Source organism: Paenibacillus methanolicus (assembly GCF_008124765.1).
Taxonomy (GTDB): Bacteria; Bacillota; Bacilli; order Paenibacillales; family Paenibacillaceae; genus Paenibacillus_Z; species Paenibacillus_Z methanolicus.
The window spans coordinates 156,509-169,122 of sequence record NZ_VNHS01000012.1 but is presented as its reverse complement, the minus strand read 5'-3'; the positions used below and the strand labels follow the sequence as shown (position 1 = coordinate 169,122).

Here is a 12,614-nt window from a genome sequence, read left to right as displayed (position 1 = left end):
ATACTCGTTACGCCTTACTTTCGCGGCTCCGCTTACTTCGCCGTTTCCACGACCGGGAACCAACCCGGCGTATGGATGATCGCCTGCCAGAGCGGATCCGGCACGACCAACCGCGCTTGGTCGTCCTTCGTCAGCGTCGTGGCGATGTCCGCCTCGCGGCCTTCCTTCACTTTGCGCGCCCAATCCGGCTCGATGATGAGCTCGCGGCCGATCGCGACCAGCGGCGCGCCCGTCTCGAGCGCCTTGATCGCGTCGTCCGGCGTCTTGATGGAGCCAACGCCCATGACCGGCACGCGGCCAGCGACTCGCTCCACGATCCACGCGAGACGCGACTTGCTCTCGTCGGCGCCGCGGCGCGGCTTGGAGTCGAACTCCATCAGCGAGACGTGGAGGTAATCCAGTTCTTCCGCCGACAGCGCGTCGAGCAGAGCGAACGTCTCTTCCATCGTAATGCCCGGCGTCTCCTGCTCTTCCGGCGAGAACCGGTAGCCGACGGCGAATGGCTGCTTCGCATGCTCAGCCACGACGCGCTTCACTTCACGCACGACGGCCAGCGGGAATGCCAAGCGGTTCTCGAGGCTGCCGCCCCACCGGTCTTCGCGGCGGTTCGCATGCGGGGAGAAGAACTGCTGGATCAGGTAGCCGTTCGCGCCATGGATTTCGACGCCGTCGTAGCCCGCTTCAATCGCGCGGCGCGTCGTTTCGCCGAAGTCGCGAACGATCGATTCGATCTCCGCATCGGTCAGCTCGCGCGGCGTCACGCCCGGATTTTGATCCGAACCGACCGCGCTTGCGCTCACCACGTCGCCGTTCGGCACGAGCGCCGGCGGCACTTGGCGGCCGCCGTGAAAAATTTGCAGGATCGCCTTCGCGCCCTTCGCCTGAATCGCGCTCGCCAGACGGGCCAAGCTCGGGATGAATTCGTCCTTATGGCCGGCGAACTCGCCGTGGAAGCCTTTGCCGTTCTCGGTTACGAACGTGCACGCCGTAATGACGAGGCCGACGCCATCCGATCTGCGCTCGTAATAGCTCGCTTCGGCATCCGTGACGTTGCCGTGTTCATCGGAAGAGAAGTTCGTCATCGGCGCCATGACCAGACGGTTGCTCAGCTCTACGCCGCTCTTGAAACGGAAGCTCTCGAAAAGGGGTTGGTACGTTGGATTCATTGTTGGATATCGCTCCTTCTATATCGATCGCGGGCAGGTGCGCCCGTTGTTGCTTACTGGTAACGCGGAAGGTCGAGCCGGTTGCGCGTCGCGCGGAATCCCGCCCGGCCGCCGCTTGGCGCATCTTGGCGAGCGCCCTGCTTTAATCTGGCCGAAAGCTCTTCAAACCATGCCACGTCTTGGGTAGCGAGCGCGAGATCGACCAGGTCCGCGATTTGCCCTGCATCTTCCGTCTCCGCGAACGGCATGTCTTTCAGCCATTGCTCGCGCATCATCAGGCCTTTGCCGACGACCGCTTCGTTATCGGATTGAACCACGTGGACTTTCAGGGCCGCTTCCGCCTCATGGATGGCGACGATGAAGCCCTGGATCAGCTCGCCGTTCTCCGCTCTGCCTTGCACCCAATCGCTCATTTCGAATCTCATACTGAACACCACCCTCGTTTAGAGTCGGAAACCGAAACTGTAACAAATATCATTACACTTCTGTGATGAAAAAGATGAGTTTCATCCTTCGATTACCACCCACCACTTTAACTATATATTTAATAGTTACCCTAATAATATGAGTTCAAAACGTTTTTGTCAACTGGTTCCTTGCTCGGTTTGACGCCTACTAAGGATTACCCATCGCGTACTCGTGTTCAATCGATCCCGTTCAACGTGTTTCTCGATCCTCCCTGACAGTCTGTTGTCAGGGAAGACGGTCTATAATGGGGATAACAAGCAAAAGAAGAGGGGGCTTCCGAATTGGACCACATCGCAACCGGCGCGCCGCAATCGACCGACTCTGCTCGCGTCCTATCCCAACGAGCGCTTAATCGCGCCCTCCTAAGCCGGCAGCTCCTGCTGCAGCGAGCCGAGATGCCCGTATTGGACGCGCTCGGGCATCTAGCCGGCATGCAAGCCCAGAATCCGTACCCGCCCTACTACGGGCTATGGTCTCGGCTGGCCGATTTCCAGCCCGAGCATCTGGCCGAGCGGCTGCTCGACCGCAGCGCCGTACGGATCGTGCTCATGCGCGGCACGATACATCTGGTAACGGCCCAAGATTGCCTAAGGATGCGCCCGCTGACCCAGACCGTGCTGGAACGCTGGCTGCAGGGATCGGTCCTCAAGCAGCTCGAAGGCGTCGATCTGAGCGAACTCGAGGCGGCCGGGCGCGCGCTCGTGGAAGAGAAGCCCCGCACGTTCAGCGAGTTGGGTTCGCGACTAGGCGAACGCTGGCCGGGCTATTCCGCCGATGCGCTGACCGGCGTCATTCGCTGCCGGCTGCCGCTCGTGCAGATCCCGCCGCGCGGCGTCTGGGGAGAAGGCGGGCTGGCCGTTCATACGACGGCGGAGTCGTGGATCGGCGAACCGCTGGCCGAAGACGCCTCCCTGCCCGCGCTGATCATTCAGTACTTAACCGCGTTCGGGCCCGCCTCCGTGAAGGACATTCAAGTCTGGTCCGGACTCACCCGCATACAAGCGGCCGTCGATCAGCTGCGGCCCTATCTGCGCGCCTACCGGGATGAAGCGGGCCAGGAGCTGTTCGACGTTATGGAAGCGGAGCTCCCCGACCCGGATACGCCGGCCCCGGTCCGGTTTCTCGGCGAATTCGACAACATGCTGCTCTCGTACCACGACCGCTCGCGGATCATGAACGAGTCGATCAAGCCTCGGGTGTTCACGAAGAACGGCATTATCCGCGCGGCCGTATTGGTCGACGGGTTCGTCAAGGGCATATGGTCGATCGAAGAAAGAAAGGGCATTGCAAGACTTACGGTCGAGCTGTTCGGCCCGATATCCGAGACGGAGAGGCTGGACATGGAGGAGGAAGGCTGGCGGCTGCTGCAATTCGCGGCGCCGGACGCGGAGCATCACGATCTGCAGCTGTATTTGCCGTAAAACAGGATGCCGCGACCCAACGGGCATATAGCGAAAAAGCGATGGACCACCGGAAGCGCGCCGGTCATCCATCGCTTTTTTGGGCATTACATGATTTGAATCACGCCTCTGTTGCAGGGCGCGAGCGCGAACGCGAACAAGACTGTCCGTCTCCGCTTACCCCTTCAACTTCGCAATAACCGCTTTGGCCGCCTGCAAGGTCGATTGCGGGTTCTGGCCGGTGATCAGGCTGCCGTCCACCTCGACGTGATCCGCCCAGTCGGCATCCGCGACGAAGATCGCGCCGGCTTGTCGCAGCTCGGTCTCCAGCAGGAACGGCATGGCCGCGTCCAGACCGGCGGCCTTCTCTTCCGAATCGGTAAAGGCGGTCAGCCGTTTGCCTTCGACGAGGGGCTTCCCGTCGGCGCGCGTCGCGCGAACGAGGCCGGCCGGTCCGTGACAGACCGCCGCCACGACTCGGCCGCTCTCGAAGAAGTCGCGAAGCAAACGCTGCAGCCGCTCGTTATCCGGCAGATCGAACATCGTGCCATGGCCGCCCGGCAGGAAAATCGCGTCGAACCCGGCCGCGTCCACTTCGTCCAGCGCGACGGTCCGCTCGAGGAACCGGCGCGTCTCCAGCAGCTCCGGCTCGACGTCGCCCAAGCTGCTCGGATCGATCGGCGTTCGGCCGCCCAGCGGACTCGCGACCGTAACGGCGTATCCTTCTTGGGTGAAGGCGAGATAAGGCTCGGCAAACTCCGACAACCAAAGGCCCGTCTCCTTCTCCTCATTCATGCGGCTGGCGGACGTGACGACGATCAATATATGTTTCATTCGATTTCGCTCCCTTAGCTCTAATGTTTTGTGCGCTACAGGGCCAATTATAAGCGGGTGAATTTAATAAATCTAATTATATAAATTGCGCATTGTTATAAATATTTTTATACTTAGATGACAGTCCTAACGTCAGGAGCTGGAGAAACGAATGATCGATTTCGAATGGTACCGCAGCTTCATCGCGATCTACAGGCACAACTCCGTCTCCGAAGCGGCGAAGACGCGCATGATGACCCAACCTGCTATGAGCCAGCATTTGGCGGCGCTGGAGGCCGAGGTCGGCGAACCGCTATTCGCGCGCGTCTCCCGCAGGCTCGTCGCCACGGAACGCGGCAAGGCGCTATACTCCCGGCTCGCCCCCTTGATGGAATCGCTGGAGGAGACGACCGCCGGGCTCAAATCCGCGTCGCGGCCGGCCGCCAGCGTCGTCCGGATCGGCGCCTCGCTCGAATATTATCAGGAGCGCCTGCTGCCGAGGCTGACGCTGGCGGACGCCCCGCACCATACGGTATCCCGTTTCGGGACGGCCGACCAGCTGCTCGGGCTGCTGAAGGAGGACGCGGTCGAGCTGATCGTCACCTCCCAGAAGCACGCCGAGCCCGGAATCGAATACGAGAAGCTCGCCGAGGAGACGTTCGCGATCGTCGCGCCGGCGCGGATGGCCGTCCCGGAGATGGAAAATCTAAAGGAGATCGAAGCGTGGCTGACCGCGCAGAATTGGATCGCCTACGGCGCCGAGCTGCCGATTATCCGGCGGCTGTGGCGGGAGCATTTCAAGCGGCGTCCGCTCCTTCAGCCGGTTCACGTCATCCCCAACCTCCACGCCATTCTGAGAAGCGTCGAATTGGGGGCCGGGATAAGCATCGTGCCCACTTATATGCTGCAGGACGCGGGCGAGGGGGCGAGCGTTCGGCTCGTCTTCGATAGGTTGACGGTTCGCAACGAGCTGCTGATCGGCTACAAAAGCAAACGCAAGCACGATCCCAAGCTGCGCGAGCTGATCGCCATGATCCGGGAAGCAAGGGACCTAACGCAAGGGAGAGGAGATACGCAAGATGAGCAAACAAAAACAACCGGACAATAACGACAAAGAGCTAGCCTTCCTGAAGGAGCAGCTCGGGCTGGACAACCCGTCGCCGGACGAACTGCGCAGCGCGCTCAAGGAACTGGCTTCCCGCAAAGTCATTTCGAATTTCAGCATTAAAAGCAACAAGGAATAAGCCTTGTTGCTTTTTTCATGAGCGGATACGCTTCGCGGAGCCTCTTCCGATTACGACAGCCGGTACACCGCGAACGGCTCTTTATGCCGGAACGGCGCGCTCAGCTTGTCCAATTCGGCCAGCGCCGCTTCGTCCAATTCAAGCGCCGCGCTCGCGCCGTTCTCGGCGAGCTGCTCCGCCTTCGTCGCGCCGACGATCACCGTCGAGACGGCCGGCCGGCGCATGAGCCAAGCGAGCGACAGCGCGCCCGGCGTCGTGCCGAGTTCGGCGGCAAGCGCGCTCACCTGGCGACCGAGCGCAATGCGATCCTCGTTCAGGAATTTGGCGAAATGCGGATTCGTGTCCACCCGCGACCCGGCCGGCGCGTCGTCCGCCGAAGCGTATTTGCCGGTCAGGATGCCGCCCGCCAGCGGGAAGTACGGGATGATGCCTACGCCTTGATCCAGGCAGAGCGGCACCAGCTCGTTCTCCGGCGTGCGGTCCGCCAGCGAATAACTCGTCTGCGTGGAAACATACCGATTCAAGCCCAACCGGTCGCTGATGCCGAGCGCCTTCATGAGCTCCCATGCGGCGTAGTTCGAGGCGCCGATGTAGCGCACTTTGCCTGAACGAACCATGTCGTCGAGCGCGCGCAGCGTTTCCTCGAGCGGCGTATCCGGATCGAACGTATGGATTTGATAGACGTCCACGTAATCCGTCCGCAGCCGTCTCAAGCTGGCCTCCAGCTCGCGCTGGATATGGTATCGCGACGAGCCGCGTTCGTTCGCGCCTTCGCCGCGCGGCAAGCCCGCCTTCGTCGCGAGCACCGCTTCGTCTCGGCGGCCCTGCAGCGCAATCCCGATGATCCGCTCCGACTCCGTCCCCGCGTAAATGTTGGCCGTATCGATAAAATTAATCCCCATGTTGAGCGCCTGATGAATGACCTCGATAGACGTCTTCTCGTCGGCGCGTCCGCCGAATGCATTCGTTCCGAGCCCAAGCGCCGATACTTTCAATCCGCTAGCCCCTAGTTTCCGAACCTGCATCGTACTCACTCCTTCATGTCTCGACGTATAATGCGGGAAAAGGCGCTGGACCCGATGTCCGGCACCTATTCCCGCTCGATTGCGCGTCGTATTCCCTCAGCCCCGTACACCGACCTCTCTCGCCGACGCGGTGTTCGCCGCAAGCGCCCCCAACGTCTCGTCCAGCTGCGCGAGCAGCTTCGTCCGCTCCCAAGGTCCGCCGCCGCTAGCCAAATCCCGCTGAATGAGCCCCAGCATCCAGAGGGAGAACACGACCGCCGCCGCGTAATAATCCGCCCGGAGCGCCGAAGCGTCGAGCGCTTGGCCGAGCCGGGCCGCTGCGTCCGCATATGCGTCCAACAGCTGCTCCCGCCAGTTCAAGCCGGATGGACGGGGATACAGCGGATGCGACAGATCGATCAAATGATACAAGTCCCACGCGCGGTAATTCCAATGCGCATGCTCCCAGTCGAGGATGTACAACTCGCCGCGAACGCGCGCGTAATTCCCGACATGCAGATCGCCGTGCGAGAACACGAGCGTCTCGTCCGACGGGCGCCAGCCGCCCGCGATCCGAAGCGCGTCGTCGATCCCGGCCTCTGCCATGCCCCGCTCCAGCAGGAACGCCTTGAGCAGCGGCTGCTTCTCCTCCACCTCGGCGGCCATCTCCGAGACGAGCGGCTTCTGCCCTCGCAGCGGCACCGGATCGATGGGCCGATCCGCCAGCGAATGCCACCATGCCATGCGCCGGGCGGCTTCTTCCGCGAGGGCGGGATCATGCGGATGCATAAGCTCGCCCAAATCCTCGAACAGCAGCCATGTCACGCCCTCATCCGCATCGTCAGTCCATCTGTTGACCAGCTTCGGATAGATCGGCGGGAATGCGGCCAGCATCCGATCGTAGATGTCGCGCTCCCGTCCATCGCCGCCTTCGGGTTTCAAGATATACCGCGCGCCGTCCGCGCCGATGACCCGTTCGATGCGCCGGTTGCCCAGCCCGACGTAGATCGTGGTTCGTTGCTTAAAATCCGATTGCCGCATCCCATACGCCTCCGACTTTGCATGCTTGCCGTATTGATTTGCCCTCGCCTATGTACAAAACGGCGTTGCGCCTCTTAGCGGATTCCGCGCGCGGCGCCGGCCCCGTGCGGCATCGTCCCGTTGGCTGCAGGCTTCCCTTCAGATCAGGAGGATCCGCTAGATCCGCGCGTTCAAACCGCCCGACACCTCGTGCGGCACGTACGGCTCCTCGAGCGAGGCGATCTCCTCCGGCGTCAGCCGCAGCGACAGCGCCGCGACCGCGTCGTCGAGATGATGCGGCTTCGTCGCGCCGACGATCGGCGCGGCCACCGGCTGCTTCTGGAGCACCCAGGCGAGCGCCACCTGGGCGCGCGGGACTTCGCGCGCCGCCGCGATTTCCGCGACTCGCTCCACGACTTTGCGGTCCGCTTCCGCCGTCTTCGCGTACAGCGTCTTGCCGAACTCGTCGGTCTGCGAACGCTGCGTCTCCTCGCCCCACTCCCGGGTCAGCCGTCCGCGCGCCATCGGACTCCACGGGATGAGCGACACGCCTTCTTCGAGACACAGCGGAATCATCTCCCGTTCCTCCTCCCGGTAGAGCAGGTTCAAATAATTCTGCATCGAGACGAAGCGCGTCCAGCCGCGGCGCTCCGCCGTATATAACGCCTTCTGGAACTGCCACGCATACATGGAAGACGCGCCGATATACCGGGCTTTGCCGGCTTTGACCACGTCATGCAGCGCCTCCATCGTCTCTTCGATCGGCGTGTTCGGATCCCAGCGGTGAATTTGGTACAGATCCACGTAATCCGTGCCGAGCCGCCGCAGACTATTGTCGATCTCGCTCAGAATCGCCTTGCGCGACAAGCCTGCTCCATTGGGCCCCGGTTGCATTCGTCCGTGCACCTTGGTCGCGATGACGACCTCGTCCCGCTTGGCGAAATCCTTCAGCGCCCGGCCGACGACCTCTTCGCTCGCGCCCGCCGAGTAGATGTTGGCCGTATCGAAAAAATTAATCCCGTATTCCAGCGCTCGCTTGATGAAAGGACGACTCTGCTCTTCGTTCAGCACCCAAGAATGCGCGCCCCGCCCCGGATCGCCGTAACTCATGCAGCCCAAGCAGATCCGCGACACGTCCAAACCCGTCGAACCCAGCTTCACGTAGTCCATTTTTCGCCCGCCTTCCTACTTCCGTTATTTTCCTCCCCATCATAACGCAAGTTCGGGCAAGCGGCAAAAAAGGAAAACCGCGCAAGCGGCCCTCGCGCGGCATCCATTCGGTTCGAATTGCGATTGTCCTTCGAGCGCGAGGCAACTTGGGCGGTACGCTCTCATCGGCGCTCGTTCACCGCTTCTTCCGCGCGCACCGCCGCCGCGAGCTCCCGATCCAGCTCCTCCTCGCCGTCCCGCCGCTGCTCCGGCGTATAGCGCAGCTTATCCGCCATGGCGCGAATGACCGCCCCTTTATGCTTGCGAACCGAGGCGATGTCGAAGAACAGGGCGCCCGTCCGGCGGATGAGAAAATCGACCGGCTTCGCCGCGCATTCGAACTCGATCGCGTAGTGCAGCGCCGCATACATCATGGGCGGCATGCCGTAACGCGCCGCCTGCACCTTGGCGGTCGGCATCGCGCCGATGATCGCCGCGGCGTTCGTGCCGTAGCGGCGGGCGAGCCATATGGCCTCTTCCGGGTCCACGCCGGACTGCAGGCCGAGTTCGGCCATCTCGCTCAGGAACGCGGTGAATCGCTCCGAGCCCCCCATATCCCCGCCGGATATCGGCAGCGTTCGGGTGACGCACGGCCGGAACCGGCCCGTTCCTTCGGCGGCGAGCTCCTTCGCGATCCGGTCGGTCACCGTCTCGGCCATTTTCCGGTAACCGGTCAACTTGCCGCCCGCGATGGTAATCAGCCCCGAAGGGGATTGGAAAATCTCGTCCCGACGCGACACCTCCGACGGAGATTTGCCCGCCTCGTAGATGAGCGGTCGCAGGCCCGCCCAGCCGGATTCCACATCGTAGACGGTCAGCTTCAAATCCGGAAACATGAAGGCGCACGCCTTCAGCACGTAATCGCGATCCGCGTCGCTGATGCGCGGATGCGTCGGGTCGCCCTCGTAATCGGTATCCGTCGTGCCGACGTACGTCTTGCCTTCGCGCGGAATCGCGAACACCATGCGGCCGTCCGGCGTATCGAAGTAGACCGCCTGCCGCAGCGGGAACCGCTGGCAGTCGAAGACGAGATGCACGCCTTTGGTCAGCCGCAGCGTCTTGCCCTGCTTGGACCCGTCGAGCTCCCGGAGCGCGTCGACCCAGGGGCCGGCGGCGTTGACGATTTTGCGGGCGCGCACCGTGTACGTCCCGCCCCCGATCGCGTCCGCCGCTTCGATGCCGACGAGCCGGCCGTCTTCGTAGAGCAGCTTCGCCGCTTTCGCATAATTGACGATGTCCGCGCCGGCCTCGGCCGCTTTCTTCAGCACCTCGATCGTCAGCCGCGCGTCATCCGTCCGGTACTCCACATAGTAGCCGCCGCCCTTCAGCCCGGTTCGCTTCAGCAGCGGCTCCTTGCCGATCGTCTCTTCGCGGCTCAGCATCGTCCTGCGTTCCGCGCGCTTGACCCCTGCCAGACGGTCATAGACGCGCAATCCGAACGATGTCGAGGCTTTGCCGAACGTGCCGCCCTTATAGATCGGCAGCAGCATCCGCTCCGGCGTCGTCACGTGCGGGCCGTTCTCGTAGACGACGGCGCGTTCCTTGCCCACCTCGGCCACCATCCGCACTTCCATCTGCTTCAAATAGCGGAGCCCGCCGTGCACGAGCTTCGTCGATCGGCTCGACGTCCCCGCCGCAAAATCCTGCATCTCCACCAGCGCCGTCTTCATCCCCCGGGTTTGCGCGTCCAGCGCGATGCCCGCCCCCGTAATGCCGCCGCCGATGATCAGCACATCGTATTCGGTCTCCTGCATCCGCCGCAGCGTCTCCTCCCGGTCTGCCGCATGCCACCTGCCCATCGGAACCGCCCCTTTCGCCGGATTGTCGCCCGCTTTCGCGCGGACGGATCTCGTTCGTCTTCCAACCTTCTCCTTATATATACCAAAAAAGCGCCGAACCGTTCCTTCCCCCGACGCCGCGTCTAGAAAGTTTGAAGCTTCCGGGCGAAGGAGTATCGACACGATGAGGCTAGTTCGTAACTGCTGCTTGTCCCATGATCGGCAAAAGGGGGGGAGTCAGCCAAAGTCCGCTATTGGTCGAGTTGGCGCGTTCGGGCGCTCCAATAGTGGGCTATGCGCCACTATCGACTTGGCTTCCGCGCTCGGGCGCTCCAATAGTCGGATATGCGCCACTATTGACTAAGCTTCCGCGTTCGGGCGCTCCAATAGTGGGCTATGCACCACTATTGACTATGCTTCCGCGCTCTGGCGCTCCGATAGTGGGCTATGCACCACTATCAACTTGGCTTCCGCGCTCGCGTGCTCCACTAGTTATACACCACTATACATGTAAAACTAACGGGTTTATCGTGTCACCGCAACTACATTCGCACCCGATAGCGACCTCAGCGTCGCTATCGTACCTACTCCGGCAACCTTCGCACCCAATAATGACCTCAGCAGCACTATCGCGACAACCTCGGCTGCCCTCGCACTCAATAGCGACCTCAGCGTCGCTATCGTACCTACTCCGGCCGCCTTCGCACCCAATAGCGACCTCAGCAGCACTATCGCGACAACCGATCGGCTACCTCCCCCAGCATCATCAGATGTAATACCCGATCGACGCGCCACCAGTCATTGATCGCCCGGCGGTCTGGCCAGAAGCCGATCGGGAGACCGACCAAATACGCAGCCAATCCGCCACGGCTTCCCCCGCATCCTCGCGCGTCCCCCGCCAACCTTAGGCGGCGGCAAGCCTCCCCGGCCTCCCAGCCGCCGCGTCCGCTACTTGAACGCCATCGCCGCGCGGACCGCCTTCTGCCAGCCGGCGTACAGCGCCTCGGCTTCCTCGCGCGGCATCGCAGGAGCGTACACCCGATCGACGCGCCGGTTGTCGGCGATCGCTTGGCGGTCCGGCCAGAAGCCGACGGCGAGCCCGGCCAAATGCGCCGCCCCGAGCGCCGTCGTCTCGCCGACGACCGGCCGCTCGACCGAGACGCCGAGCAGGTCGCTCTGGAACTGCATGAGCAGCTCGTTGCGCACGGCGCCGCCGTCGACGCGCACGCCCGCAAGCGCCAGGCCCGCGTCCGCCTGCATCACGTCCAGCACGTCCCGGCTCTGATACGCGAGCGCCTCCAACGTTGCCCGGACGAAATGCTCCTTCGTCGTCCCCCGCGTCAGCCCGAACACCGCGCCGCGCACGTCGCTGTCCCAATACGGCGTGCCGAGCCCGACGAACGCCGGCACGACGTACACGCCGTCGGCGGACGTGACGCGCGATGCGTACATCTCGCTGTCCTCGGCGGACTTCAGCATCCGCAGCCCGTCGCGCAGCCATTGCAGCGCGGCGCCCGCCACGAAGACGCTGCCTTCCAGCGCGTATTCCACCTTGCCGCCGATGCCCCAGGCGATCGTCGTCAGCAACCCGTGCTTGGAGGCGATCGCTTGCTCGCCCGTGTTCATGAGCATGAAGCAGCCCGTGCCGTAGGTGTTCTTGACCATGCCCCGTTCGAAGCAAGCCTGGCCGAACAGCGCGGCCTGCTGGTCGCCGGCGATGCCCGCGATCGGCACGCTGTGCCCGAAGAAATGATGATCGACGATCATCCCGTACACCTCGGACGATGCCCGCACCTCCGGCAGCATCGCGCGCGGAATGTCCAGCACGGCCAGCAGCTCATCGTCCCAGCACAGGTCGTGAATGTTGTACAACAGCGTGCGGGACGCGTTCGAATAGTCCGTAATATGAACGGCGCCCCCGGTCATTTTCCAGACGAGCCACGTATCGATCGTGCCGAAGAGCAGATCGCCCCGCTCCGCCCGCTCGCGCGCCCCCTCCACATGGTCGAGCATCCACTTCACTTTCGTGCCGGAGAAATACGGATCGATCAGGAGGCCGGTTTTACGCCGGAACAACGCCTCGTGCCCATCCGCCTTGAGCGCCTCGCAAATCTCGCCGCTCTGCCGGGACTGCCACACGATCGCGTTCATGACGGGCTTGCCCGTATGCCGGTCCCACACGACCGTCGTCTCGCGCTGGTTCGTAATGCCGATCGCTTCGATCGCCTCCGGACCGACCCCCGCGTTCGTGAGCGCGCCCGCCATGACGCTGAGCACCGATACCCAAATATCGCCGGCATTGTGCTCGACCCAGCCGGGATGCGGGTAAATCTGTTGAATCTCCTGCTGCGCCGAGCCGACGATGCCGCCCGCCTCGTCGAAGACGATCGCCCGCGTGCTCGTCGTCCCTTGATCGATCGCCATGATGTACGTTTGCTTCACCCCGGATTCCCCCTCCACTGCGCATGAATACGCTTTCCATTCATTATAGCCCAGCAACTGGAACGGATGA

At 62.8% G+C, this 12,614-nt stretch carries 12 protein-coding genes; 3 read left to right on the top strand and 9 right to left on the bottom strand.

The annotated features are described in order from the left end of the window. Positions 1–32: 32 nt before the first annotated feature. Positions 33–1,166, bottom strand: a complete 1,134-nt coding sequence (locus BCM02_RS28455; protein WP_148932529.1) for an NADH-dependent flavin oxidoreductase — start codon at positions 1,164–1,166, stop codon at positions 33–35. 53 nt (positions 1,167–1,219) lie between these two features. Continuing rightward, positions 1,220–1,591, bottom strand: a complete 372-nt coding sequence (locus BCM02_RS28450; RefSeq protein ID WP_148932528.1) for a hypothetical protein — start codon at positions 1,589–1,591, stop codon at positions 1,220–1,222. 324 nt (positions 1,592–1,915) lie between these two features. On the opposite strand from BCM02_RS28450, the gene BCM02_RS28445 reads away from it, so the two are divergent. Then, complete coding sequence (locus tag BCM02_RS28445; protein ID WP_246183597.1) at positions 1,916–3,055, top strand: winged helix DNA-binding domain-containing protein; 1,140 nt, start codon at positions 1,916–1,918, stop codon at positions 3,053–3,055. Positions 3,056–3,211: 156 nt separating this feature from the next. On the opposite strand, the gene BCM02_RS28440 is transcribed toward BCM02_RS28445, so the two are convergent. Continuing rightward, positions 3,212–3,868, bottom strand: a complete 657-nt coding sequence (locus BCM02_RS28440) for a type 1 glutamine amidotransferase domain-containing protein (protein WP_148932527.1) — start codon at positions 3,866–3,868, stop codon at positions 3,212–3,214. Positions 3,869–4,019: 151 nt separating this feature from the next. On the opposite strand from BCM02_RS28440, the gene BCM02_RS28435 reads away from it, so the two are divergent. Both BCM02_RS28435 and BCM02_RS35485 read left to right on the top strand, forming a co-directional pair. Then, positions 4,020–4,955 (top strand): LysR family transcriptional regulator, encoded by a 936-nt coding sequence (locus BCM02_RS28435; RefSeq protein ID WP_148932526.1) that lies wholly within the window; start codon positions 4,020–4,022, stop codon positions 4,953–4,955. Then, positions 4,927–5,091 carry a hypothetical protein gene (locus tag BCM02_RS35485; protein WP_187434452.1) on the top strand — a complete coding sequence of 55 codons (165 nt, stop codon included), beginning with the start codon at positions 4,927–4,929 and terminating at the stop codon, positions 5,089–5,091. The genes BCM02_RS28435 and BCM02_RS35485 overlap by 29 nt, the downstream gene beginning before the upstream one ends. 50 nt (positions 5,092–5,141) lie before the next feature. On the opposite strand, the gene BCM02_RS28430 is transcribed toward BCM02_RS35485, so the two are convergent. From BCM02_RS28430 to glpK, 6 genes are all read right to left on the bottom strand, one after another. After that, a complete protein-coding gene (locus tag BCM02_RS28430; protein ID WP_148932525.1) occupies positions 5,142–6,116 on the bottom strand; it encodes an aldo/keto reductase in 975 nt (324 codons plus the stop codon). A 96-nt stretch (positions 6,117–6,212) separates the two neighbouring features. Then, complete coding sequence (locus BCM02_RS28425; RefSeq protein WP_148932524.1) at positions 6,213–7,136, bottom strand: phosphotransferase; 924 nt, start codon at positions 7,134–7,136, stop codon at positions 6,213–6,215. Between the two features lie 156 nt (positions 7,137–7,292). Continuing rightward, positions 7,293–8,285, bottom strand: a complete 993-nt coding sequence (locus BCM02_RS28420) for an aldo/keto reductase (protein ID WP_148932523.1) — start codon at positions 8,283–8,285, stop codon at positions 7,293–7,295. 161 nt (positions 8,286–8,446) lie between these two features. Continuing rightward, a complete protein-coding gene (locus BCM02_RS28415) occupies positions 8,447–10,123 on the bottom strand; it encodes a glycerol-3-phosphate dehydrogenase/oxidase (protein ID WP_148932522.1) in 1,677 nt (558 codons plus the stop codon). Positions 10,124–10,830: 707 nt separating this feature from the next. Next, the gene (locus tag BCM02_RS36410; protein ID WP_281288248.1) at positions 10,831–10,962 is read right to left on the bottom strand and encodes a hypothetical protein; all 132 of its coding nucleotides are present in this window, start codon (positions 10,960–10,962) and stop codon (positions 10,831–10,833) included. Between the two features lie 88 nt (positions 10,963–11,050). Then, complete coding sequence (gene glpK / locus BCM02_RS28410; protein WP_246183603.1) at positions 11,051–12,526, bottom strand: glycerol kinase GlpK; 1,476 nt, start codon at positions 12,524–12,526, stop codon at positions 11,051–11,053. Between the last annotated feature and the right edge of the window lie 88 nt (positions 12,527–12,614).

Coding starts and splice junctions, on each gene's coding strand:
- BCM02_RS35485 (WP_187434452.1), top strand. CDS start 4,927: ATGAGCAAACAAAAACAACCGGACAATAACGACAAAGAGCTAGCCTTC.
- BCM02_RS28435 (WP_148932526.1), top strand. CDS start 4,020: ATGATCGATTTCGAATGGTACCGCAGCTTCATCGCGATCTACAGGCAC.
- BCM02_RS28455 (WP_148932529.1), bottom strand. CDS start 1,166: ATGAATCCAACGTACCAACCCCTTTTCGAGAGCTTCCGTTTCAAGAGC.
- BCM02_RS28425 (WP_148932524.1), bottom strand. CDS start 7,136: ATGCGGCAATCGGATTTTAAGCAACGAACCACGATCTACGTCGGGCTG.
- BCM02_RS28430 (WP_148932525.1), bottom strand. CDS start 6,116: ATGCAGGTTCGGAAACTAGGGGCTAGCGGATTGAAAGTATCGGCGCTT.
- BCM02_RS28415 (WP_148932522.1), bottom strand. CDS start 10,123: ATGGGCAGGTGGCATGCGGCAGACCGGGAGGAGACGCTGCGGCGGATG.
- glpK (WP_246183603.1), bottom strand. CDS start 12,526: ATGGCGATCGATCAAGGGACGACGAGCACGCGGGCGATCGTCTTCGAC.
- BCM02_RS28450 (WP_148932528.1), bottom strand. CDS start 1,591: ATGAGATTCGAAATGAGCGATTGGGTGCAAGGCAGAGCGGAGAACGGC.
- BCM02_RS28440 (WP_148932527.1), bottom strand. CDS start 3,868: ATGAAACATATATTGATCGTCGTCACGTCCGCCAGCCGCATGAATGAG.
- BCM02_RS28420 (WP_148932523.1), bottom strand. CDS start 8,285: ATGGACTACGTGAAGCTGGGTTCGACGGGTTTGGACGTGTCGCGGATC.